This is a genomic window from Pseudomonas sp. S2_C03 (assembly GCF_054668405.1).
The window spans coordinates 1912018-1933527 of record NZ_CP162766.1 but is presented as its reverse complement, the minus strand read 5'-3'; the positions used below and the strand labels follow the sequence as shown (position 1 = coordinate 1933527).

Annotated in this window: 26 protein-coding genes; 18 read left to right on the top strand and 8 right to left on the bottom strand. The window is 61.1% G+C overall.

Annotated features, from left to right (window positions below; genetic code table 11):
* Positions 1-29: 29 nt before the first annotated feature.
* Positions 30-1484: an MFS transporter gene (locus AB4N64_RS08845; protein WP_460124305.1), complete on the top strand. Its 1455-nt coding sequence runs from the start codon at positions 30-32 to the stop codon at positions 1482-1484.
* Positions 1485-1493: 9 nt separating this feature from the next.
* Here the strand turns inward: AB4N64_RS08845 and AB4N64_RS08840 are convergent, their stop codons facing one another.
* On the bottom strand, positions 1494-2345 hold the full coding sequence (locus tag AB4N64_RS08840; RefSeq protein ID WP_460124303.1) for a LysR family transcriptional regulator: 852 nt from the start codon (positions 2343-2345) through the stop codon (positions 1494-1496).
* Between the two features lie 117 nt (positions 2346-2462).
* Between AB4N64_RS08840 and AB4N64_RS08835 the strand changes: the two genes are divergently transcribed.
* From AB4N64_RS08835 to AB4N64_RS08815, 5 genes are all read left to right on the top strand, one after another.
* Positions 2463-3326, top strand: a complete 864-nt coding sequence (locus AB4N64_RS08835) for an NAD(P)-dependent oxidoreductase (RefSeq protein ID WP_460124300.1) — start codon at positions 2463-2465, stop codon at positions 3324-3326.
* 28 nt (positions 3327-3354) lie between these two features.
* Positions 3355-3663 (top strand): chorismate mutase, encoded by a 309-nt coding sequence (locus tag AB4N64_RS08830; RefSeq protein WP_460124299.1) that lies wholly within the window; start codon positions 3355-3357, stop codon positions 3661-3663.
* A 45-nt stretch (positions 3664-3708) separates the two neighbouring features.
* A complete protein-coding gene (locus tag AB4N64_RS08825) occupies positions 3709-4371 on the top strand; it encodes a hypothetical protein (RefSeq protein ID WP_460124298.1) in 663 nt (220 codons plus the stop codon).
* Between the two features lie 86 nt (positions 4372-4457).
* Positions 4458-5201 (top strand): metallophosphoesterase, encoded by a 744-nt coding sequence (locus tag AB4N64_RS08820; protein WP_460124297.1) that lies wholly within the window; start codon positions 4458-4460, stop codon positions 5199-5201.
* A 131-nt stretch (positions 5202-5332) separates the two neighbouring features.
* On the top strand, positions 5333-5542 hold the full coding sequence (locus AB4N64_RS08815) for a hypothetical protein (protein WP_460124294.1): 210 nt from the start codon (positions 5333-5335) through the stop codon (positions 5540-5542).
* Between the two features lie 264 nt (positions 5543-5806).
* Here AB4N64_RS08815 and AB4N64_RS08810 read toward each other — a convergent pair whose 3' ends face one another.
* Positions 5807-6121: a hypothetical protein gene (locus AB4N64_RS08810; protein WP_460124291.1), complete on the bottom strand. Its 315-nt coding sequence runs from the start codon at positions 6119-6121 to the stop codon at positions 5807-5809.
* Between the two features lie 60 nt (positions 6122-6181).
* On the bottom strand, positions 6182-6439 hold the full coding sequence (locus tag AB4N64_RS08805) for a hypothetical protein (protein ID WP_460124288.1): 258 nt from the start codon (positions 6437-6439) through the stop codon (positions 6182-6184).
* 510 nt (positions 6440-6949) lie between these two features.
* Here AB4N64_RS08805 and AB4N64_RS08800 point away from each other — a divergent pair.
* Together AB4N64_RS08800 and AB4N64_RS08795 are read left to right on the top strand one after the other, a co-directional pair.
* Positions 6950-7309, top strand: a complete 360-nt coding sequence (locus tag AB4N64_RS08800; RefSeq protein ID WP_460124286.1) for a DUF6124 family protein — start codon at positions 6950-6952, stop codon at positions 7307-7309.
* 256 nt (positions 7310-7565) lie between these two features.
* A complete protein-coding gene (locus AB4N64_RS08795; protein ID WP_460124283.1) occupies positions 7566-8240 on the top strand; it encodes a polysaccharide lyase family 7 protein in 675 nt (224 codons plus the stop codon).
* Between the two features lie 183 nt (positions 8241-8423).
* Here the strand turns inward: AB4N64_RS08795 and AB4N64_RS08790 are convergent, their stop codons facing one another.
* Both AB4N64_RS08790 and AB4N64_RS08785 read right to left on the bottom strand, forming a co-directional pair.
* Positions 8424-9338: a LysR family transcriptional regulator gene (locus AB4N64_RS08790; RefSeq protein WP_460124280.1), complete on the bottom strand. Its 915-nt coding sequence runs from the start codon at positions 9336-9338 to the stop codon at positions 8424-8426.
* An 82-nt stretch (positions 9339-9420) separates the two neighbouring features.
* Positions 9421-10620: an MFS transporter gene (locus AB4N64_RS08785; RefSeq protein ID WP_460124277.1), complete on the bottom strand. Its 1200-nt coding sequence runs from the start codon at positions 10618-10620 to the stop codon at positions 9421-9423.
* Between the two features lie 282 nt (positions 10621-10902).
* Here AB4N64_RS08785 and AB4N64_RS08780 point away from each other — a divergent pair, with 282 nt between their 5' ends.
* The 4 genes from AB4N64_RS08780 to AB4N64_RS08765 all read left to right on the top strand — a co-directional run bounded on the left by AB4N64_RS08780 (position 10903) and on the right by AB4N64_RS08765 (position 15134).
* On the top strand, positions 10903-12183 hold the full coding sequence (locus AB4N64_RS08780) for a c-type cytochrome (protein WP_460124275.1): 1281 nt from the start codon (positions 10903-10905) through the stop codon (positions 12181-12183).
* Positions 12180-12653 carry a (2Fe-2S)-binding protein gene (locus AB4N64_RS08775; protein ID WP_460124272.1) on the top strand — a complete coding sequence of 158 codons (474 nt, stop codon included), beginning with the start codon at positions 12180-12182 and terminating at the stop codon, positions 12651-12653. Before AB4N64_RS08780 ends, AB4N64_RS08775 begins: the two co-directional genes overlap by 4 nt.
* Positions 12650-14887 (top strand): xanthine dehydrogenase family protein molybdopterin-binding subunit, encoded by a 2238-nt coding sequence (locus AB4N64_RS08770; protein ID WP_460124269.1) that lies wholly within the window; start codon positions 12650-12652, stop codon positions 14885-14887. The genes AB4N64_RS08775 and AB4N64_RS08770 overlap by 4 nt, the downstream gene beginning before the upstream one ends.
* 112 nt (positions 14888-14999) lie before the next feature.
* Entirely contained in the window at positions 15000-15134 is a 135-nt protein-coding gene (locus AB4N64_RS08765; RefSeq protein WP_460124267.1) for a hypothetical protein, read from the top strand.
* A gap of 65 nt (positions 15135-15199) precedes the next feature.
* On the opposite strand, the gene AB4N64_RS08760 is transcribed toward AB4N64_RS08765, so the two are convergent.
* Positions 15200-15628, bottom strand: coding sequence for an Rrf2 family transcriptional regulator (locus AB4N64_RS08760; protein WP_460124264.1), 429 nt, complete (start codon positions 15626-15628; stop codon positions 15200-15202).
* 139 nt (positions 15629-15767) lie between these two features.
* Here AB4N64_RS08760 and AB4N64_RS08755 point away from each other — a divergent pair, with 139 nt between their 5' ends.
* Complete coding sequence (locus tag AB4N64_RS08755) at positions 15768-16652, top strand: NAD(P)/FAD-dependent oxidoreductase (protein ID WP_460124261.1); 885 nt, start codon at positions 15768-15770, stop codon at positions 16650-16652.
* 12 nt (positions 16653-16664) lie between these two features.
* Here AB4N64_RS08755 and AB4N64_RS08750 read toward each other — a convergent pair whose 3' ends face one another.
* Positions 16665-17600 (bottom strand): LysR family transcriptional regulator, encoded by a 936-nt coding sequence (locus AB4N64_RS08750; protein WP_460124258.1) that lies wholly within the window; start codon positions 17598-17600, stop codon positions 16665-16667.
* A 100-nt stretch (positions 17601-17700) separates the two neighbouring features.
* Between AB4N64_RS08750 and AB4N64_RS08745 the strand changes: the two genes are divergently transcribed.
* Entirely contained in the window at positions 17701-18450 is a 750-nt protein-coding gene (locus AB4N64_RS08745) for an SDR family oxidoreductase (protein WP_460124255.1), read from the top strand.
* 14 nt (positions 18451-18464) lie between these two features.
* Here AB4N64_RS08745 and AB4N64_RS08740 read toward each other — a convergent pair whose 3' ends face one another.
* Positions 18465-18665: a hypothetical protein gene (locus AB4N64_RS08740; RefSeq protein ID WP_460124252.1), complete on the bottom strand. Its 201-nt coding sequence runs from the start codon at positions 18663-18665 to the stop codon at positions 18465-18467.
* Positions 18666-18831: 166 nt separating this feature from the next.
* On the opposite strand from AB4N64_RS08740, the gene AB4N64_RS08735 reads away from it, so the two are divergent.
* The 4 genes from AB4N64_RS08735 (at position 18832) to AB4N64_RS08720 (ending at position 21485) form a co-directional block, all read left to right on the top strand.
* Positions 18832-19707, top strand: coding sequence for a LysR substrate-binding domain-containing protein (locus tag AB4N64_RS08735; protein WP_460124249.1), 876 nt, complete (start codon positions 18832-18834; stop codon positions 19705-19707).
* 167 nt (positions 19708-19874) lie between these two features.
* Positions 19875-20801 carry an AEC family transporter gene (locus AB4N64_RS08730; RefSeq protein ID WP_460124246.1) on the top strand — a complete coding sequence of 309 codons (927 nt, stop codon included), beginning with the start codon at positions 19875-19877 and terminating at the stop codon, positions 20799-20801.
* A 130-nt stretch (positions 20802-20931) separates the two neighbouring features.
* Positions 20932-21204, top strand: coding sequence for a CopG family ribbon-helix-helix protein (locus AB4N64_RS08725; RefSeq protein WP_460124243.1), 273 nt, complete (start codon positions 20932-20934; stop codon positions 21202-21204).
* Positions 21204-21485: a type II toxin-antitoxin system RelE/ParE family toxin gene (locus AB4N64_RS08720; protein WP_460124240.1), complete on the top strand. Its 282-nt coding sequence runs from the start codon at positions 21204-21206 to the stop codon at positions 21483-21485. Before AB4N64_RS08725 ends, AB4N64_RS08720 begins: the two co-directional genes overlap by 1 nt.
* Positions 21486-21510: the final 25 nt, after the last annotated feature.

Genomic DNA, 21510 nt, shown 5'->3' with positions numbered 1-21510 from the left:
ATCAACTCATCTGCCAACAGGACGCTCGTATGGTTTCCCAAATAGTCGCGCCCCCGGAACGGCGGCGCTGGTTGATTTTCGTGATTCTGCTGGTGGGCGCGTTTCTGCCGCCACTGGATTTTTTCATCGTCAACGTCGCGCTTCCCTCGATTCAAACGTCGCTCGGCACGGCCTCTTCCGCCGAGCAACTGATCATTTCTTCCTACGCAACGCTGTACGCCGTGACGCTGATCACCGGCGGCCGGCTGGGTGATCTCTATGGTCGCATGGCGATGTTTCTCATGGGGCTTACCGGGTTTGCGTGCGCATCGCTGATGTGTGGCCTGGCGACGTCACCCTGGTTGCTGATTGCGGGACGGGCCCTGCAAGGCGTGACAGCGGCGGTCATGGCACCTCAGGCGCTCGCTTCGATCCAGGCTATTTTTCCGGAATCCGAAAAGCCATTGGCGCTCAGCCTCTACGGCGCCGTCTTTGGCCTGGCGGCGGTCGTCGGCCAGGCCTTGGGGGGAATCCTGATTTCACTCAACCTGATGGGCCTGGGATGGCGGGCGATTTTCCTGGTGAATTCGCCGATTGCGTTACTGGTCATCGTGTTCGCCATCCCGGTAGTCCGGGAGACCCGTGCCCGACACACCAGCAAGCTGGATCTGGGTGGCACGGCGCTGTCGATCCTGACGCTCGGGGCCTTGATCGTGCCACTGATCGAAGGGCGCGAAGCGGGCTGGCCGCTGTGGGCGTGGCTTTCGCTGGCGGCGGTGCCGGGGCTGGCGTGGCTGTTCTGGCGCTACGAGGCCCGCTTGCACCTGGCCGGCGGCGCACCTTTGCTCAACCCTGATGCACTGCGGGCTCCCGGCCTGGGGCGGGCGTTGCTGGTGGCCCTGACTTTTTACGCGATCGGCGTGTTTTTCCTGCTGCTGTCGATCTATCTGCAGCAGGCCCTGCAGACCAGTGCGCTGGATGCCGGTCTCGTGTTCCTGCCTTTTGGCGCGGGGTTCCTGCTCGGACCTTTGTCGGTTCAGCCGTTCAAGCGCGTGTTCGGGGATTTCGTGAACCCCGTTGGCATGGGGTTCGAGATCATCGGATTCGTGCTTCTGGCCTGGCTGGTAAGTGGGACGCCGACGGCCAGCCACCCGCCTGCGCTGCCCTTGGCCGCGATCCTGTTCCTGATCGGTTTCGGACAGGGACTTGCGTTACCGACGTTGATGCGCATGATCACAGGCCGGGTTGCGCCCGCCTATTCCGGCATGATCGCGGGCATCACCAGCTCTACCCTGCAAATCAGCACGTCGCTGAGCGTCGCGATCATCGGCGGAATTTTCTACACCCTCGTCGGCACACACACGGACGCAGGCACCATCACCCGCGCCTTTGTCGCCTCCATCCTCTGCATCGCCGCCTGCCTGGCGGTGGGCGCAGGGCTGAGTCTCACCCTGTCGCGCCAACCCAGGACAACACGGCAGGTGTCAGCCGCGCGCCCGACCTGAGCAGGGTTATCACTCGGCGCCGATCATGCTGGACGCGAGATCCGCCAGGGCGCGAAGACTGTCCATCTGCCGCATGTCCTGGTGATACCCCATCCAGATCTCGCGACCTGGCGGCGGGTCCTGCGGATCGAGCAGCCGCAGCCCCGGGACCTGGTCGCCAAGGACACGCGGCAGCACCGCGACGCCCTGGCCCATCGCACACATCCGCGCCTGCACCGTGCGACTGCTGCTGGTGAGCACGGTGCGGGCCAGCGGGTAACGCTGTTGCAACCACTGCACATCAGGATAATGCGCCTGGGCAATGCTCATGGTGATCAAGCCAAGTCCTTCGCCCTGCGGGGCGGGGTCTGGCAATCCAACGCCGGCATACAACCCATAGCTCAGTGTGGTCAGCTTGCGGTGAACGATGTCGGGTTCGGTGAACGGGACGATCCGAAAAGCGATGTCGGCGTCGCGGCGAGCGAGGTCAAACAGGCGATGCCCGGCGATGACCTCAGGCGCGATCAGCGGGTAACGTCGCGCGAGTTCCCCCAGCACGGGTGCCAGCACGTAACAGGCGAACCAATCAGCGGAAGAAATGCGCAACACCCCTTCGGGTTGGGCGCTCTCCCCCGCAAGCCGTCGTTCGATCGCCAGCGCACTTTGCTCCATCTCTTGCGCCAGGCTGAGTATCTTCTCGCCGCTCTCGGTCAATACCAGCCCTTGGGTGGTCCGCAGGAATATGGGCTGGCCACTGGACTGCTCAAGCACCTGCAAGCGCCGCCCCACGGTCGGATGGCTGACACCCAACAGCTTGGCGGCAGCGCCGAGCGAGCCGCTGCGGGCAACCGCCAGAAAAACCCGCATATCACTCCAGTCCATGCCTCACCCCGTACAAAAATGAACAACGAGAGTGCAACAATGGCACTGCCGTAGCAATCCCGTGCCTCACATACTTGGCCGCATGACGTACAGCCAAACAGCAACGGGGTGCTCAAGATGAATATCGGTTTTATCGGCGTGGGAAGCATGGGCAGAGCGATCATTCCCTTGCTCATCCGCGCAGGCCATCAAGTGTCGGCGTGGAATCGCAGCAGCGCTGTGCTGGCTGATCTGGAAGGCGTGCGCACGCTCCCATCCCCCGCTGCGGCGTTTGGGCAAGAGGTGGTCATCAGCATGCTCGCCGACGATACCGCGGTCAGGGAAGTGCTGCTGGCGGGTGCAGTGCTGGAACGTGCCGAGGCCTCATGCGTCCACGTCGTCATGGCGACGCTGTCGCCCGTACTCATGGAGGAGCTGCAAGCGGTGCATCAGGCGCTCGGCATCGTCCTGGTGGCTGCGCCGGTTTTCGGTGTCCCGGCCGTGGCCGCGCAAGGCGCCTTGACTATCCTGGCTGCGGGGTCCGAGGTCGCCCTCGCAAAAGTCCAGCCACTGTTCGACATCCTTGGGAAAATGACCTGGCTCCTGGGCGATGAACCTGTCCAGGCGTGCATCGCGAAAATCGCCGGCAACATGATGATTACCCAAGCCATCCAGTCCCTGGGCGAAGCGAACGCCCTCGTCCAGCGTTATGGCCTGAGTCCCGTGACATTCATCGAACTCATGACCCAAACCCTGTTCGCCTGCCCCAGCTATCAACGCTATGGACAGAACATCATCACCAACCGTTTTGAACCCGGTTTCAAGCTGTCCCTGGGGCTCAAGGACATCAACCTGGCCATCGATGCGGCCCATGACAAGGGCCTGGAACTGCCCGCCGCCGATGTCGTACGAGCAAAGATGAGGGCGGCAGTCGCCCAAGGGGCCGGGAACAGGGACTGGTCGATCTTTGCCGCTGAAGATCAACGGCGTCCCACGTTCTAACGCGCCATGCCCCCAACGGAGGACCCCCATGGAAACGCCCGACCTTGCCCAGCAACTCACAGCCTTGCGCCACAGCATCGACAATATCGACGCCGCCCTGATTCACATGCTTGCCGAACGCTTTCGCTGCACGGATCAGGTCGGTTTGCTCAAGGCCCGCTATCAATTACCCCCCGTCGACAAGGACAGGGAGCAGCATCAATACGCGCGACTGACAGCACTTGCCAACGAAGCGAGTCTCGACCCGGCCTTCGTCGAGAAGCTGATGCACTTCGTCATCAGTGAAGTCGTCCAGCGCCACCAGACAACCGCCGCCCGACAGGATTCCTGGGCATGAGCACGCGGTTGAAGCAGCCTACCAACACTAAAAAAGGGAGCCCCCATGAAATGGCCCACGATTGATCAAGTCCGAGACTTTGTCGCTTTGCCCACGGGCTATGCCTGGGACTACATCAAGCGCGAGGAGATCGATGTCGCGATCGAATTTTTCCGCACCTGGTTTCCCTCTATCTCGGTCGGGTTGGGCAGCGCGTTCATGAGCCGACGATTCTATGAGGAACACGTGGTACTGCAGGACGAGGCCAATCGCAGCATTCTTGCGGCAGTCGTTCGTCATCACCATGAAATTGTCGCCATCGCCACGTGGGAGAAGGTTGACGGCGCCGATGTGATCTCTGGCCGCGTCGGCGCAGTAGCCAAACCCCATCGACAGTCGAACCTGGCGGTAGCCGCTCAAGCACTTGGCGAGAAAATGGGGAGATGGATGGGCGCAGGCTTGATCTACGGCATGGCGACGACCCGCACGCCCTATATGCAACGCGCCCTGGAACAGGCGGGATACAGAGCCGTAGGGATCATGCCCGGCCTAGATCGCGAGGAAACGGAGCCCGGTGTGGTGCGCAGGGTTTACGAAGTCATCTACGCCAAACAACTCGCCCCGGACGCGGATTTTCTGATCCCCGCGCAGCAGCATTTCACCCCTGCGGTTGCACGGCTGTACGCGGAAATTTTTAGAAGCGATGCCCGGATGTCGATGACGGATTGAGAACGACGCCCAGGCAGCTCCTTCCTTCGGCAATCCAGAGGAAATGGTATCCTTGACGATTGCCCAACCACCTCCCGAAACCCGCCATGCTCAAGCCTCTCCATTCCCCTGCGGTAAAGTCATACGAGCTCAATCTCGACGGCCACGACTTTGTAGTGGGCGATATCCACGGCTATTTCAATCTGCTGACGTCACTGCTGGAACAGGCGGAATTTGATGAGACCAGGGATAGGCTGTTTTCGGTAGGCGATCTGATTGACCGCGGGCCTTACTCGGACGAAGTCATCGTGTGGCTGAAACAACCGTGGTTCCACGCGGTTCGGGGTAACCATGAGCAGATGATTGTCGAATGCTCTATCGGAATTGGGGACGTCCCAAGGCACATCCGCAATGGGGGCGCCTGGTTCCATGAAGCACCCTCCGCTTCTCGGCAAGGCATATTCGACGTCTTGAATGACCTTCCCATCATGCTGGAAATCGAACGGCCGGATCGCGGCAAAGTTGGGATCGTGCATGCTGAAGTGCCAACGCTTCTGCCTTCAGACGGCTGGCCACAAGCCAAAGCCTATCTAGCCGGGCACGTCGGCGAGGAACTGCAACAGCAGGCGCTCAAGTGTGCGCTGTACTCAAGGAACAAGATCGAAAACCGCGATCACTCCATCGTGGAAGGAATTGACACTGTTTATGTCGGCCACTCGACGGTCACCGATGTCACGAACCTGGGCAACGTCGTGTTCACCGACACAGGCTGTTCATTCGGCGATGGGGCGCTGAGCCTCATCAACATCAATACCGGGGCTGTGTTCCGAACGGCCATGACTGCGCAATGAGGCTGATTGACGGGTTAGTGCATTGCCATCCTTAGGCAAGGCAGATGGCCTTTCTCGAACCTCACCGACCATTCGCACACACCATTGATCCAAGCCGGTGCTAGGCTTTCCTCGACAACCGAGGATCCTCAATGCCAAATTCCGACCTACTGCCTTCCCTGCTTTTCAAGATCAACGAAAACCAACTCGCTCTGGAAAGCGCCATCATGGAGCTTGCAAACTGGGCCGAACAAACCGGGGCCACCGAGATCGCCGACACCGTGCATGTGGCCCTGGACGTGATCGACAAGAATGAAGAGTTCATCAAGCTGACGCTCGCGGTGCTGATGGCGCCGGAATGAGGGTGGAGGACTCGGGCAGTTTGGCCTTGCCAGCGAAAAGCAATCCCCCTATCGCCGCAGTGAGGGCGAGAACAGGCGCTGGTATCCTCGCCCGCACGTTCGCCAGCCATTAAGGGATGGAGGCGAAAATAGAAACCCCGAAGCCGCGAACCTTCGGGGTTTTGCTTTTCCTACGCCAGAAAAGTCTTACAGAATCGACAAACGATAGCTTTCCGTTCGTTGAACCCAAAAGCTCAGCATGAACTGGGGCTTATAGAGGACGGTTTACTTGCGATAAAAGCGTCTGAAAACGGTTTTGCCGTCATAGAACCGTTTGCAAATTTTTCTGGATGCCAATCCACACAACAGAAACACGATGCCGAAGACAATCCATAACAACGTCGGATTAGTCGTGACAAAAGTGCGAACCACTTTCGCCCCCCACCACCCAGCAATCACGCACAGGATCAGGAAGAAAACCACAACGCCCTGAGGGGTGCCGTAACGCACTTCGGCTTGGCAACCTCGACAGACGTGAGCGCCCCACGGCACTTCATTCATACAATGCGGACAGGTCACGGTGTGATTGCTTGACGTCATTCTCATTCCTTTGATGTATGCCGAAAGGCTGCTCGGCTCATTTTTCTAAAAAATGCGAGTTCACGCGTCCAAATCAGTCCAATTGAACTTGTAGTTGAGCGGTGGCAACTCAAAATGCTCAGCGAGGTAAAGCGCCAGCATTTCTCCTTCCTTTGCATAGGCTGCCGGCTTGTCAATGGTCGGAAACCAACTCACCCAGAGCGTCTCCAGCGGGAAGACCTTTTCGAATGAAGCATAATTGAAGCGCCAACCAGCCATATGACCGGCAACACCGGGACTCTTGGCGCACCTCACAAACGCAGCCAGGCGACGCCTCAAGTTTTCCGACTCCCACTGTGCGCGAGAGCACAATGATATCACCGCCTCAATGTTCAAAATCAAGACCAAGCTGAGGCTTAGCGCAACGGGCACGGATACGTGTTGGGGTGCTTACACGCCGGACGCTTCCGTCAGCTGTTTCTTCAAACCAGATGGCGTTCGTTTAATACCATTCCTGATATTTCACAAAAGCCACAAAACCTTGCTCCACGCCCTACAAACACTCAAGAATTGGCCGGCTTGTCTACGCTGGACGCGAGCCCTACCGTTAACGTACTGCTGGATATCAGTAGTTGGGCCTGGAAACCCGAGGTGGAAATGGCGCAAAAAGCGCCCTTCATAACGTATGCTTGCGCGCTTTCCATTGTGCACTCCGTTATGGCGGCTGTGCGCGGGAGACTCTCGAGTCTGCCGGGTTGCCGTTTCCCCCGGTTTTCCAGCCTGCGTACAGCTGCCACCTTTCGCCTGGAAACGGACGGGAGCAGTCCCAGTCAAAAACGGAGCGTCATCATGACTAAAATCACACCGGATCCGCCGAAGAAAGATCCCCCATCGCAGTCCCAGCCCGATTCAATCAAACTCAACGAAGCATCCCAAAAAGCGCTCGACGACTATTTTCTGTCGACGGCAGACATCAAGGCTGCACCTCGCTCTACGTGCGAGTTGTTCAGCGTCGACACGAACGCCTCGACCGAAACGCTGATGGTTTTTATGGTCGAAACCCTCGCCTCAATCGACGTAATGCTCCACCGACTGGTGGACGACCTCCCTGATCGCCCACGCTACTGCCTCATGGGTATTTCCAACAGCGTCATGCTCGTGGAAATGCTTGCGAATCGAGTATTGGATAAACTCGAGCCTCCCGCTTAGGCCGTTTTCTATGGCAGAGGGTTAGCTCGCCCTGCCACAGGAATTGAGGCGAAAATAGAAACCCCGAAGCCGCGAAGCTTCGGGGTTTTGCTTTTACGCGATACCTGCCGCGCTACAGCCAATGGCCTACTAAACGCCATCATCCGTTCGTCATTTCTTCCGATCACGGTCCTCTCTCCCCCAGTCACAACATACGCAACACGGTTGGAAGGCAATCGTGCCAGGCCAATGATTTTTACCAGCTCGGAGAAGGAACATGGGCGTAAACATCAGTAATCTAACGATCGCGACACCGGTAGCCGTATCCGCAACCAACCCGGTTGCACTTGAGCTCAATGGTGCTCAGGCCATTGCTCAGTTTCCCAGTGTGGTGACGGTCCTGCCGGACGGGTCACTGCAACTTTCGGCGCCCACCCGGGGCGCGTCCAGCAAGAGCACACGCCGCACGCGGTGTGAATGGAAGGAATCGGTGTACTGGTCGCTGTCCAGTGCACCCACCCATATCAACTATCAGGAGATGACGGTCACCAAGGTCAATTCCGCTCAGAAGGTCGTCATATCGCAGATGCATGTGAAGGGCGATGACAGCCCGGCGATCAAGGTGTTCTGGCAGAAGGGGAATATCACGATGGGATTTCGCCAGAGTTTCGACCAGACGACGCCGGTCAATTCGACGCTGCTGAAGGGTGTGCCACTCGGGGGTAAATTTCAGGTCATCATCAAGGTGGCTTCTGCCGGAATCGCGCGGGTCACGGTCGACTACAACAATAACGTCGGGACGTCTGGCGACCTGCAGCTCGACCCTTCCTGGAACTCACGGGTGTTCAGTTTCCACGGTGGGGTCTACAACCAGGTTGATTACACTGACGCTACGCCGCCAGAGGATGGCTCGATCTGCATCATCAGTGACTTGCTGATCACCCACGCCTGACAGGCTGACAGCCGGGAAAGACCGGCACCCGATCTTCCCTTCCAAGAAATAAGCCCGCCCTGACCAGTTGCGGCCACTCAGCATTTCTCTGAAACAGCTGGCGGGGCGGACGTAGGGATCTTATGCGAGTGAGGAAATTTCGTACATCAGCAATTCCCTGATACCCAACTGCAAACCAAAACCTTACAACGGTCCCGCCTTCGGCTCGAGAATCTCCTCGAGAAAATCAATGAACACATTGATCCGGCTAGACCCTCGGTGATTGGGCAAATACAACGCGTTGATGCAACTGCTCGCGCTGCCGGGGTTGACCTCGTACTGCTCCAGCAACCGCACCAGGCGACCGGCCATCACGTCCTCGCGCACCAGCCAATCCGCCAGCAACGTGACCCCGCCACCGGCGATGGCCGCTTCGCGAAGAATGTCGGCATTGTTGCTTTGCAGGCGACCCTGCACATTGAGCTGGATGGCTTCCTCATCACCCTGGAACGTCCAGTGCTGGTGTGAGCCGCCGTAGTCGAAGCGCAGGCATTGATGTTCGAGCAGGTCTCGCGGATGGCAGGGTGTGGTGTGTCCTTTCAGGTAATCCGGGCTGGCCACCACCCATCGCTGGAACGCCCCAACGCGCTTGCTGACAATGTCTTCACTGACCACCGTGGAGCCAAGGCGCACCGAGACATCAATCTGTTCGCTCAGCAGGTCGCCCACCTGATCGCTCAGCGACACGCTGATCTCCAACCCCGGGTGACGGTCGAGCAAGCGCCCGAGGTGCGGTGCGATGATGCGCCGGCCGAACTCGACCGGGACGCTGATACGCAACCTTCCCTGCGCATCGCTGCCCCGGTCGGCGACCACGGCGTCGGCTTCGTCAATGGCATCGAGGATGGCCACCGCCTTCTCGAAATAGGCCTGCCCGGCTACGGTCACGCTGGTGTTGCGCGTGGTGCGGTTGAGCAGGCTGGCGCCCAGTTCGTGCTCCAGCCCCGCCACCTGGCGTGTGACCGAAGAGGTCGAGATACCGAGCTTGCGCGCCGCCGAGGAATAACCACCGCAACGTACGGTTTCAACAAACATCTTCAGTGCCAGCAACTTGTCCATCAGCAGGGTCCGGTCGAAAGGGAGCGACGCTGATTGTGCATCACCGTTCGCCCGCCGTTTTGTACGACCGTGCTTGAGTGCCTCAGGCATTCGCCTTGCGCCCCAGGAACATCACCAGCGCCAACAGCGGCAGCGATGCCACGGCCAGCGCAGACAGATGCCAGCCGAAATGTTCATAAAGCGGGCTGGCCACCAGCGAACCCAGGGCACCACCGACGAAGATGCTGGTCATGTAGACCGCGTTCAAACGGGCCCGGCTGTGCGGGTCGATGGCGTACACCTCGCGCTGACCGAGCACCATGCTCAGTTGCACGGCGAAGTCCAGCAGCACCGCACACACCACCAGCCACAGGTAGCCGCTACCCGGCAACGCACCCATCATCAACGCGGCCGGGGCCAGCAACAGGGCAACCAGCGTGCCGCGACGACCATGGCCTGCATCGGCCAAGCGGCCGGCAATCGGCGCTGCAATCGCACCCACCGCGCCTACCAGTGCAAAGATCGCCACTTGCGACTGGCTGAAGCCGTGGTGGCGGATCAACTCGATGGGCGCCAGGGTCCAGAACAGGCTGAAGCTGGCGAATAACAGGCCCTGATACAGCGAGCGTTGACGCAGGATCGAATGACGACGCACCAGCGCAAACACCGAGCCGATCAAGGCGGGGTAAGTCGCCTGATGGGTCGGCATACGGCGCGGCAGTACCAGCGCAGTGATCAGCGCAATAACCGTCATCAAGCCCGCAGCGCTGAAAAACACCCCACGCCAGCCGAACGCTTCCACCAGCAGGCTCGACAGCGGACGCGACAACAGAATGCCCAGCAACAGGCCGCTCATGATGTTGCCCACCACCCGGCCACGGGTGGCTTCCGGTGCCAGGTGCGCGGCCAGCGGCACGAGGATCTGCACCGCCACGGAGGTGAGGCCGATCAGCAGGGAAAACACCAGGAACATCGACGGCGAATGGGTCAGCCCGGCGCACAGCAGCGTCACGCTCGCCGCGAGCGTAAAACCCACCACCAGGCGGCGGTTTTCCATCAGGTCGGCCAGCGGTACCAGCAACAACAGGCCCAGTGCGTAGCCAAATTGCGTGAGGGAAACGATCAGGCTGGCGTTGGCGCTGGACAAGCCGATTTGGGGCGCAATCAACTCGACAATGGGTTGTGCGTAGTAAAGGTTGGCCACGACCGCGCCACAGCAAAACGCCAGGAACGCGACCATCAGGCCGGAGAGCGAAGCAGGCTGTTCGACCTTGACCGCTGCTGCAGGGTTGCCCGTAAGCATGATGAAACCTCAATGAGTGGGGAAAGTGGTTGCAAGGCTACGGGGCCTGCCCGGCACCGAGAATCCGTCTCCCGGGCAACGCAGTGATGCGCCATCCGCAACGACTCTGGCGTTGCGGATGGCGCAACGGGCTATTGCGCAAGCTGCCAATTCTCCGGCATCGCTGCGTCCTCTACCTTGGGGCACCTGGCGCAGGGCTTTGACCGGCGCCCTTCCCTGGCGGCTCAAGGAACTGATCATGATGGCTTCATCCACCGTTGTTCCCACGCGTTGCAAATGCCCATGAATGCCCGATTCCTCGCATCCAGGCGCTTGTGGGTCGGCATCGCGGCCCTTGCCTGCATCGGAGCGTCTGTCGCTGCCATGTTGATATGGCGCCCCGCTATAGCCCCCATCGAACGCCCTCAAACGTTCGACTCCCTGCAAGTTCAGCGCGGTGCCCAGGTAGTCGAGGCCGGCGATTGCGCGGTGTGCCATACCCGTCCGGGTGGCCAGTATCTGGCAGGCGGATTGCCGCTGGTGACACCCTTCGGCACGCTCTTCAGCACCAACATCACCCCCGATCCGCAGACCGGCATTGGCGCCTGGTCATTACCGGCATTCGAGCGGGCGATGCGTGAGGGTATCGCTCGCGATGGCCATTTCCTGTACCCGGCATTCCCCTATGTTCACTATCGGCGCATGAGCGAGGGCGACATCGCCGACGCCTATGCCTACCTGATGAGCGGCCCGGCCGTGAATTCGCCCGCGGTGGCGAACCACATGATCTTCCCGATGAACATTCGCCCGCTGGTGTCGTTCTGGAACCTGCTGTTTCTTCACGGGGAGCCCTTGAAGGCGGCGACCGAGCAATCCGCGTCGTGGAATCGCGGAGGCTATCTGGTCGACGGCCCCGGCCACTGCGCCGGCTGCCATTCACCGCTGAACCTGATCGGGGCGGAGAAATCCGGTGAATACCTCGCGGGCGGCAGCGTTGATGGCTGGGAAGCGCCTTCGCTGCTGGGCATGGCCCGTCGCGCCAACCCATGGCGCCAGGATCAGTTGGTGCGCTACCTGCGCGCAGAAGTGGTCGAGGGACACGGCACTGCCGCCGGGCCGATGCGTCCCGTCAGCCTGAGCATTGCGCGCTTGCCGGTCAGTGATGCCCAGGCGATTGCCGACTACCTGTTGAGCCTGCCAGGCGAGTCCTCGGTCAGCGAAGTTCATCCAGATCGGGTGAGTACGGGAACCAGCGACTTGCACAGTGGCGCCTTGCTGTTCGCCAGCGCCTGCGCGGGCTGCCATGCCTCGGCGGCGCCCATGCGGATGATTGACGGGCGGCCGGCGCTCGCGCACACCAGCGCATTGCAAAGTTCGAGCGCCCGCAACTTCATGAAAACCGTGCTCGAAGGCATCCCCGCGAACCCAGGCGAACCCGGCCCCGTCATGCCGCCCTTCGCGGCCAGCCTGGACAACGACCAGCTCATCGCCCTGGCGGCGTACCTGCGCCAGCAAGCCCAGCCCGATAAGCCATGGACCGACCTTACTTCCACCCTTGAAGCGATACGTCAGGAGGCGAAATGACTCAAGTCACGCTCAACGTCAACGGTTCCGCCCAGGCATTGGAGCTGGAGCCGGACATGCCGCTGCTCTATGCGCTGCGCAATCACCTGGGGCTCAACGGCGCCAAATACGGCTGCGGCCTGGGCCAGTGTGGCGCCTGCACCGTCATCGTCGATGACCAGCCGGTGTTTTCCTGCGTGACACCTTGCGCCGGCCTTGAAGGCAAACAGGTGCGCACCGTTGAAAGCCTGGGTTCTGCCGAGCAACCGGGCCCGCTGCAACAGGCCTTTATCGACAGGCAGGCGGCGCAATGCGGTTACTGCATCGCCGGCATGCTGATGCGCGCACAGGCATTGCTGGAACACAACCCACAGCCGGACGAGCAGACCATTCGCGAGCACATGTCGGTGAACCTGTGCCGTTGCGGCACCCACCTGCGCATCATCGAGGCGATTGGCCTGGTCGCCGCGCAAAACAGGAGCGCAGCATGACCCAGGCCAACGCACACAACCCCAGTCGCCGAGCCTTCCTGCGGGGCGGCGCCTTGCTGATGGCATTTACCCTGATGCCCGCCGCGCGCCGTGCCTGGGCAGATACCGAAGTCGATACCCTGGGCACGGTGGTGTTGGCGCCGGACTTGCCCGGCAGCCTGCGCACCAACCCCTACCTCGATGCGTGGATTCGCATCGGTCATGACGGCATCACCGTCTACACCGGCAAGGTCGAATTGGGCACGGGCGTTAAAACCGCGTTGCTGCAAATTGCCGCTGAACGCCTGGAAGTGGCGCCGACCGCCATCACCCTGCTGACCGCCGACACCGCGCTGACCCCCAACGAGGGCTACACCGCCGGCAGCCACAGCATTTTCGACAGTGGCACCGCGTTGTTCAACGCGGCGGCGCAAGTCCGTGAGTTGCTGATGGACTCGGCCGGTCGCAGCTGGGGCGTCGCCGCAGCGTTGCTGACCACGGCCGATGGGGTCATACACGGCCCCAGCGGGCTGCGGATGACCTACGCCGACGCCGTCAGGAACGTCGATCTGCACCTCTACGCCAAATCCGAATCGCCCAGCATGCCGCCCGCAACCTTCAAGCTGATCGGTCATTCGCTGCAACGCCTGGACATTCCGGCCAAGGTCAGCGGTGGCCCTGCCTTCGTTCAGGACATCCGTCTGCCCGGCATGCTGCACGCCCGAGTCATTCGCCCGCCGCGCCCAGGCTCCACACTGCAGGCCTTCGATGCCGGCTCGATCAAGGCCTTGCCCGGTGTTGTCGAGGTGATGCGCGACGGCAATTACCTGGCCGTGGTGGCCCGTGACGAATGGCAAGCGATCAAGGCGATGCGCAGCGGTTATGAGTCGGCACGCTGGAGCGGCGGGCAGGTAATCCCCGAGGCCCGCGACATTCACACCTTGCTCGAACACCTGCCGTCGCGCCGTTACCCAATCAGCCATGAGGGCACGCCCCAGGCTGTCACGGACGGCGCATACCAAGCCCGGGTAACCAAGCAGTACCTGATGCACGGCTCCATCGGCCCTTCCTGCGCCGTGGCCTGGTTCAAGGACGGCACGTTGACGGTCTGGACCCACACCCAAGGCGTCTATCCCCTGCGCGCGGGCATCGCGGAAATGGTCCGGCTCCCACCTGAGCGCGTGCGCTGCATCCACGCCGAAGGCTCCGGTTGCTACGGCCACAATGGCGCCGACGATGCCGCGGCCGACGCCGCGCTGATTGCCATGCGAATGCCGGGCACGCCGGTGCGGGTGCAATGGATGCGCGAGCAGGAAAATCTCTGGGAGCCCTACAGCTCGGCGATGATCAGCGAAGTGCGCGCCAATCTGGATGCGCGGGGTCGCTTGCAGGACTGGAACTACGAACTGTGGACCACGCCGCACAACGAACGCATCGTCAATGCGGGCCGCTTGTTGCCGGCGCGATTGCTGGCGCGCCCCTTCACCTCGGCCCCGTCGATCCCCATCGCCCAGCCCGAAGGTGACGGCGATCGCAATGCCGTGCCGCTGTACACATTGGCCTCCACCCGCATCGACATGAACTTCGTCACCGAGATGCCCTTTCGCACCTCGGCGATGCGCTCGCTGGGTGCACATATCAACATTTTCGCCATCGAGGCCTGCATGGATGAATTGGCCAACAAGGCTGGAATCGATCCGGTCGCTTTGCGCCTGAATCATCTGGCGGACCCGCGGGCACGGGCGGTAGTGGAGCGGGTGCGCGATGCCATCGGCTGGCCGCACAAGCGCAATGAACCGGGCGCCGGTATCGGTTTCGCTTTCGCCCGCTACAAAAACATCATGGGCTACTGCGCGCTTGCGGTGCGCTTGCAGGTTCATCCGCAGACCGGCGAAATCCAGATCGATCAGGTGGTGACGGCGGTCGACGTCGGCCAGATCGTCAACCCCGATGGCCTGCGCAACCAGGTAGAAGGCGGGATACTCCAATCCGCCAGTTGGACGCTGTACGAAAAAGTGGCCTATGACGCCGGGGGTATTCGCAGTTATGACTGGAGCGGTTACCCGATCCTGCGATTTTCCCAGGTGCCGAAAAAAGTCGACGTCCATCTGCTCGACCAGCCAGGCCAACCGTTTCTGGGCGCCGCCGAAATCGTCCAGGGGCCGATGGCTGCCGCTATCGGCAATGCCGTGGCGAATGCGACCGGACGGCGCTGGCTGAACTTGCCACTGACCCGCTCCGGCCAACCCGCCTGACCTGCCCCGGCGGACTCGGCCTGCTTCAATCGCCCTGTTAGAAAAATTGAATTAGCGGGTTGTCCGTCCGGTCAAGAATTATGCACGCAGGACATCTGACGAGGTAATAGCCATGACTATCGAAGCAGAGACACTCGTACAACTGACCGAAGCCTTGCAGGAACGCGGCATGACACTGGTCGCCGATGTCGTGTTCATTCGGGCGCCGTATCGGCATGATCATCATTGGATTTGCAGGGTGGCGTGACCCCGCACGACCGCCATCGGCTCCTCATTCAGCTTGCGTGAGCCGCTGGTTTCGATGGCAACCGCCTAAAGCGCCTGGAAGCGCCCCTCGAAATCATTCGCCAGTTGCTCCAGCGTCACATCGCCCAGGCGCTCCAGCAACAGCGTCTGCGCGGCATCGAACGCATCGGTCAGCGCCGCATTCACCGCCTGTTCCACCAGGCATTGCGGGTGGTCGGTCGCCAGGCCGATGGCGAACACCGATGCACCGCCCAACGCCTGGTGGATGTCCAGCAGCGTGATGTCGGCCAGGGGTTTGGCCAGCGTCCACCCTCCCCGATGACCTTTCTCAGAACGTACATACCCCTGTTCCTTAAGCAGCGCCATGGTACGGCGTACCACCACCGGGTTGGTGCCGAGCATCTGCGCCATGGTGTCGGACGTTGCAGGTTTGTCCTGGCGCGCCATGTGGATCAGCACGTGCAGCATGCGGGACAGGCGAGTGTCGTTTCTCATCGATGACGTGTTCTGGGTAGGTGCTCGCAGCCTCCCACGAAACAATAATTGTTACAAGACCATTGACGCGCCGACTTCACGTAACTTACGTTGTATCTTGAATTTCCTGAACGGGCTAACAAGCCTTGGAGACAACATCATGTTCGACGTAATCATCGTGGGCGGCAGCTATGCGGGCATTTCGGCAGGCCTGCAATTGGCGCGGGCGCGCCGTAAGGTGCTGGTGATCGATGCCGGCAAAAGGCGCAACCGCTTCGCCGATCATTCCCACGGGTTTCTCGGCCAGGACGGGCGCCACCCTGGCCTGATCGCCGACGAGGCTCGTGCCCAGTTGCTGGCGTATCCCACCGTGCAATGGCGTACACAATCGGCGGTCGACGCCGCCCAAAACGGCGAGACATTCACGGTGACAACCGCAGACGGCGAACACTTTGCCGCCAAGCGCCTGATCCTCTCTTCGGGCGTGGTCGACGAGTTGCCTGAGGTGCCCGGCCTGTCCCAACGCTGGGGCAAGCGTGTGTTTCATTGCCCGTATTGCCACGGTTATGAACTGGACGGCGCCCCCATTGGCGTGCTCGCCGCGTCACCGATGGCCATCCACCACGCATTGATGCTGCCTGACTGGGGACCCACCACATTTTTGCTCAACGGCGTGTTCGAACCCGACGCCGAACAATGGGCGCAATTGCAGCGACGCGGCGTGCAGGTGGAGGCCGAACCGGTCCTGTCCATCGATGGCGATCAGGCCGACGTGACACTCGCCAGCGGCCGGGTGATCAAGCTGGCCGGTCTGTTCACTCAGCCACGCACCCGAATGGCCAGCCCTCTGCCCGCCTTGTTGGGCTGCGATTTCGAGGACGGACCGATGGGTCCGTTCATCAAGGTCGACGCGATGCGCGAGACCAGTGTGCGCGGGGTATTTGCCTGTGGGGACGCCGCAGTGGCGGCTGGCAATGTGGCAATTGCCGTGGGGGATGGCGCGCGTACAGGGGGCGCGGCTCATCAGTCGTTGATGTTTCGCTAAGGCGGGTGTCGATCATCCAGGCACGGATGCCTGGTGATGCGAGTCCGGCGCCTCAATCGCCTCAAAGCGCCTGACCTCGCCCTGCACAAAATCCGTGAACAGCTTGACCCTGATCGGCGTGTTGGTACCAAACGCGTGCACCGCATGCAGCTCCAGCGATGGCAGCGCCTGCTCCGGCAGCAGTTGCACCAGCCGCCCTTCCTCGAGATCCTGCTGGACGATGCAGCGCATCAAGTACGCCACGCCCATTCCATCGAGCGCTGCCGTGCGCAAGCCAAAGCCCGAATCCAGGCCGATTCGCCCCTTGGGCAGCAGCGTTTCGCCGCTGGCGAAGACGATGGGCAGTGTCCGTCCGTTCAATTGATAACGCACGAAAGGCAGGTTGCGCAGATCATCGATTGTGCGCGGATTGCCTCGCTTGCGCAGGAAGTCGGGAGACGCGACCAACGCCATGTTCAAGTGCGCCAGCGTGCGTGCCCGCAGATTGCTGTCGCCAAGCGATCCCACCCGGAAAATCACGTCGTAGCCTTCACTGATCAGGTCGACGTGGTGGTCCAGCAGGTTGAGGTCGACATCCACCTGCGGATGATCCACCAGAAACGCCTCGCCAATCCTGGGCAGCAACAAGCGCCCCAACTCGCTGGGCATGCTCACGCGCAGATGGCCGCGCACGTTTCCGGTGGGCCGAATCGCATCCTCGGAGTCCTCCAGCGCACGCAGCAATGGCGCCACGCGCTCGAAAAACAGATGGCCGTCGGGGGTCAGGCTGAGGGTTCGGGTCGAGCGCCGGAACAGGGTGACGTTGAGCTTTTTCTCCAGCCGCGCGATGCCTTTGGAGATCGCCGAAGGCGTGGTGCCAGCGATGCGCGCCGCGGCACTGAAAGACCCCGCCTCCACCACCTGGACAAAGGCAATGAGGCTGCTCGACTGGCTCAACAGGCTGGACATCTTGTGACTCCGAAGCACAACTGATGTGCCTTGTTCAGGACTGGTTGCAGAAAACCCGCGCCGGATAATACGCCGAAACAACCATCATCGGAGTCAGCGTATGAAGCGCCTCGAAGGCAAAGTAGCAGTCATCACCGGCGGCAACAGCGGGATCGGCCTGGCATCCGCCTGCCTCTTCGCACAGGAAGGCGCCCAGGTGATCATCACCGGTCGGCGCAAGGCGGTTCTGGAGCAGGCCATTGAAACCATCGGCCACGGCGCCATTGCCATCGAGGGCGATGTGGCCAGCCTGGAACATCATGACAGCGTAGCCGCCGAGGTCAGGCAACGCTTTGGCGGGCTGGACATCTACATGGCCAACGCCGGGGTCATCACCTTGCAGCCGTCCGACCAGGTTTCGCCGGACGTCTATGATGCCCAGTTCAACATCAATACGCGCGGCGTGTTCTTTGGCGTCCAGTCGATCACGCCGGTGCTGCATGACGGGGCCAGCATTATCCTGACCAGTTCACTGGCTGCCACCAAAGTGTTGGAGAATCACGCGGTGTACGCGGGCAGCAAAGCCGCCATCGCTGCCTTCGCCCGCAGTTGGGCGCTGGAACTGCGCGCACGGCGCATCCGCGTCAACGTGCTCAGCCCAGGCCCGGTCGATACGGCGATCATTGGCAAATTGGGTGTGTCAGACGAACAGCGCCCGGACTTCCTGAAAATGCTCGGTGACATGATCCCGGCCGGGCGCCTGGGTAAAGCTGAAGAACTGGCGCGCGCGGCGCTTTACCTCGCATCGCCAGAAAGCGCGTACGTTAACGGCATCGAACTGTTGGTTGATGGCGGGATGTCGCTGACGTGAGCTGAAGACACCCGTCAGCGGGGCTCTGGATGCTCGCTGGACACCGAATTGGTGGCGTCGACGTCCGACATGTCTTCTTCGAGGGGCGCTTCGTCATCCGGTGGCAGCGGCACCTCGGACTCGTCTTTGCGGGGATCATGCCCGGTTTCGTTATCCGTGGTGCGGGTCACATCCTGCTGCGACCGGTTGCCGGGTGCATTCTCGTCAATGTCCATGTTCGCTCTCCGTTCAGGTGCGCGGGACCTCCGCGCTTAAACGTGAGAGACGGCCCTCCATGGCAAGTGCCCGGCAATGGACGAACGGTTAGTGCACTTTGCCTGTCGTCTGTCGCGCCCGGCTCTGACAGAATCGACGACACACTCCGCCGACAAGTCTTGCCCCATGTCCCTACGCGCGCTTCGTACCCTGCTGGCCATCGCTCAACACGGCTCTTTCGTGCAGGCTGCGCAGAGCGTTCACCTCACGCAGTCGGCCGTGAGCCTGCACATCAAGTCACTGGAAGAAACGTTCAACACCTCGCTGTTCGACCGCTCGCGCCGGCTGCCGGTCCTGACCGACGCCGGCCACGTGGCGGTGGAGCGCGCCCGGGAAATCATCGCGCTCTACGACAGCATCGCGTCGGAAATCGGCGGCGATAATGAATTGCGTGGCCGGTTGAAATTGGGCGTCATCCCCACGACATTGACCAGCATCCTGCCTCAGGCGCTGGCCGCCCTGGGTGCCGAGCATCCTCATCTGCGCATTACCGTGGCCTCCGGCATGTCCGCTGAACTCGCGACCCGGCTTGAGGCTGGCGATATCGACGTGGCCATCACCACCGAACCGGTGAAACCTCACCCCTACGGTCTGGTGAGTACCACCCTGTATGAAGAAGGGTTCTGGATCATTGCCCCTTCTGCGTTGGCGGGACTGCACGCCCGGCAGATGCTGGAGCAGCAGCCGTTCATTCGCTTTGACCGCCGCGCCTGGGCGGGGCGCACCATTGAACGAGAACTGCGGCGCATGCGTCTGCGCGTGCAGACCACGATGGAGCTGGACAGCCAGGAAGCGATTATCCAGATGGTGACCCAGGGGCTGGGCGTAGCCGTGGTGCCCCTTTCAAGTCGCAACCTCGAACAACTCGGGCACCTTGAAATCCAGGCCTTTGGCTCACCTCAACGTACGCGTCGTGTGGTGCTGCTCGAACGTGAGGACCGACCCCGCGCCCGGCTGGCTGTGGCGCTGGCAAAAGTGATTCAGAAGCAGATCGCGCACTGACCACCCATGAGAAATACTTGTTGGTCGATGAATTTTTAATCGATTTTATTTCTGGCTCTGGCTTCTTATCGTGTACCTGTCCAAATGCCAACGGCAGGTCCCATGTACGCTCGCAACCGCTCTTCTCGCCTGATCGAACCCTCGCCACTGACTGAGCAGGCGCGCTCATGATCAGCGAATTGTTGTGGGCGCTGGTGCCCATCGCTGTCCTGATAGGCTTCGGCGCCTGGCTCAAGCACAGCCAATTCCTGGCGGACACCTTCTGGGCTCAGGCCGAACGCCTGGGTTATTACGTGCTGCTGCCCGCCCTGTTTGTGCACGGCCTTTCGACCGCCACACTGGACGACGTGCCGGTCCAGGGCATGATCACGGCGCTGGTGTTTTCAACGCTGACCGTGGCCGCGCTGCTGGTTGGCGCACGGCGTTTTCTTGGAGCCAACGATCCGGCGTTCACGTCCGTTTTCCAGGGCGGCGTACGCTTCAACAACTACGTGGGTGTTTCGGCGGTCGCCGGCTTGTTCGGTGCCCAGGGCATTGCACTGGCAGCGGTGGCCAATGCGGCCATCGTGCCAACGGTGAACATTCTGTGCGTATTGGTATTCGCCCGATACGGTGCAGGCGGTCGAATGTCCGCAGCCAAGGTGTTGAGGCAAGTGGCGCTCAACCCGCTGGTGCTGGCCTGCATCGGCGGAATATCGCTTCAGGCACTTGGGCTGGGCCTGCCCGCCGGGATAGAACCGGCCATCAAGGCATTGGGCATGGCCTCATTGCCGCTGGGTTTGCTCTGCGTTGGCGCGGCCCTGGAACCGGGTTCCGTGCGCAGTTGGGTGCGACCGGTGGCCTACTCGTCCGCGTTCAAGTTCCTGCTGATGCCGGTGGTCACCTTGTTTGCCTGCCGCATCGCCGGGCTGAACGGCAACGCCGCCATCGCCGCCCTGGTGTTCCAGGCGCTGCCCACAGCCTCATCGTCCTACATCATGGCGCGACAACTGGGTGGCGACGCACCGCTGATGGCCGGGATCATCGCCAGTCAAACCTTGCTGGCCAGTGTGGCGCTGCCGGTGGCAGTCGTTGTGCTGACCCCTTGGATCTAATGAGAGCAACTGTCTGCCCTCTGCCATTCATCATTGAATGACGCGATATTATTCACTGCGATTGAAAATGAATAAGCGATGAGGAAAGATGGATAGCCTGATTCATGAGTGTCTGTCCAAGGAGTCAAAAATGACCGTCACCGCGAAAACCCGATCCGTCACGGCTCATGTCCCTGTAGAGCTGGCAGAACGCGTTGATCAAATAGCCGAACGTCTGGAGCGGTCAAAAAACTGGATCGTCAAGCAAGCCCTCTCCGATTGGCTTGATCAGGAGGAAGAGCGCAGTCGCCTGACCCGCGAAGCGTTGGCCGACGTGGATGCCGGCCGCGTGATCGACCATCAGGCTGTCCAGGCCTGGGCCGAAAGCCTCAGCACGGATAAGCCGCTGCCGGTGCCACATTGATGGAGCTGAGGTGGACGAGCAAAGCGCTGTCCGATCTTGCCCGCCTTTATGATTTTTTGGCAGCGGTGAACCAACCCGCAGCAGCTCGCACGGTTCAGCAGCTCACGGCTGCGCCGACCGCTCTATTGAACAACCCACGCATTGGTGAACGTTTGGAAGAGTTCGCCCCGCGTGATGTGCGCAGAATCCTGGTCGGGCACTATGAGATTCGCTATGAAATTACGGACGCCACCCTTTACCTTTTGCGCGTTTGGCATACGCGCGAAGATCGTCAACAGTAAACTGGGACGTCGTGGGGTATCAGGC

Bases quoted from the DNA above. Each gene is read 5' to 3' on its own strand.
- AB4N64_RS08745 (WP_460124255.1), top strand. From the start codon at position 17,701: ATGAAGCGCCTCGAAGGCAAAGTAGCAGTCATCACCGGCGGCAACAGC.
- AB4N64_RS08735 (WP_460124249.1), top strand. From the start codon at position 18,832: ATGTCCCTACGCGCGCTTCGTACCCTGCTGGCCATCGCTCAACACGGC.
- AB4N64_RS08720 (WP_460124240.1), top strand. From the start codon at position 21,204: ATGGAGCTGAGGTGGACGAGCAAAGCGCTGTCCGATCTTGCCCGCCTT.
- AB4N64_RS08785 (WP_460124277.1), bottom strand. From the start codon at position 10,620: ATGCTTACGGGCAACCCTGCAGCAGCGGTCAAGGTCGAACAGCCTGCT.
- AB4N64_RS08790 (WP_460124280.1), bottom strand. From the start codon at position 9,338: ATGGACAAGTTGCTGGCACTGAAGATGTTTGTTGAAACCGTACGTTGC.
- AB4N64_RS08845 (WP_460124305.1), top strand. From the start codon at position 30: ATGGTTTCCCAAATAGTCGCGCCCCCGGAACGGCGGCGCTGGTTGATT.
- AB4N64_RS08775 (WP_460124272.1), top strand. From the start codon at position 12,180: ATGACTCAAGTCACGCTCAACGTCAACGGTTCCGCCCAGGCATTGGAG.
- AB4N64_RS08815 (WP_460124294.1), top strand. From the start codon at position 5,333: ATGCCAAATTCCGACCTACTGCCTTCCCTGCTTTTCAAGATCAACGAA.
- AB4N64_RS08750 (WP_460124258.1), bottom strand. From the start codon at position 17,600: ATGTCCAGCCTGTTGAGCCAGTCGAGCAGCCTCATTGCCTTTGTCCAG.
- AB4N64_RS08830 (WP_460124299.1), top strand. From the start codon at position 3,355: ATGGAAACGCCCGACCTTGCCCAGCAACTCACAGCCTTGCGCCACAGC.
- AB4N64_RS08795 (WP_460124283.1), top strand. From the start codon at position 7,566: ATGGGCGTAAACATCAGTAATCTAACGATCGCGACACCGGTAGCCGTA.
- AB4N64_RS08740 (WP_460124252.1), bottom strand. From the start codon at position 18,665: ATGGACATTGACGAGAATGCACCCGGCAACCGGTCGCAGCAGGATGTG.
- AB4N64_RS08800 (WP_460124286.1), top strand. From the start codon at position 6,950: ATGACTAAAATCACACCGGATCCGCCGAAGAAAGATCCCCCATCGCAG.
- AB4N64_RS08835 (WP_460124300.1), top strand. From the start codon at position 2,463: ATGAATATCGGTTTTATCGGCGTGGGAAGCATGGGCAGAGCGATCATT.
- AB4N64_RS08725 (WP_460124243.1), top strand. From the start codon at position 20,932: ATGACCGTCACCGCGAAAACCCGATCCGTCACGGCTCATGTCCCTGTA.
- AB4N64_RS08765 (WP_460124267.1), top strand. From the start codon at position 15,000: ATGACTATCGAAGCAGAGACACTCGTACAACTGACCGAAGCCTTGCAG.
- AB4N64_RS08755 (WP_460124261.1), top strand. From the start codon at position 15,768: ATGTTCGACGTAATCATCGTGGGCGGCAGCTATGCGGGCATTTCGGCA.
- AB4N64_RS08730 (WP_460124246.1), top strand. From the start codon at position 19,875: ATGATCAGCGAATTGTTGTGGGCGCTGGTGCCCATCGCTGTCCTGATA.
- AB4N64_RS08770 (WP_460124269.1), top strand. From the start codon at position 12,650: ATGACCCAGGCCAACGCACACAACCCCAGTCGCCGAGCCTTCCTGCGG.
- AB4N64_RS08825 (WP_460124298.1), top strand. From the start codon at position 3,709: ATGAAATGGCCCACGATTGATCAAGTCCGAGACTTTGTCGCTTTGCCC.
- AB4N64_RS08840 (WP_460124303.1), bottom strand. From the start codon at position 2,345: ATGGACTGGAGTGATATGCGGGTTTTTCTGGCGGTTGCCCGCAGCGGC.
- AB4N64_RS08780 (WP_460124275.1), top strand. From the start codon at position 10,903: ATGAATGCCCGATTCCTCGCATCCAGGCGCTTGTGGGTCGGCATCGCG.
- AB4N64_RS08810 (WP_460124291.1), bottom strand. From the start codon at position 6,121: ATGACGTCAAGCAATCACACCGTGACCTGTCCGCATTGTATGAATGAA.
- AB4N64_RS08820 (WP_460124297.1), top strand. From the start codon at position 4,458: ATGCTCAAGCCTCTCCATTCCCCTGCGGTAAAGTCATACGAGCTCAAT.
- AB4N64_RS08760 (WP_460124264.1), bottom strand. From the start codon at position 15,628: ATGAGAAACGACACTCGCCTGTCCCGCATGCTGCACGTGCTGATCCAC.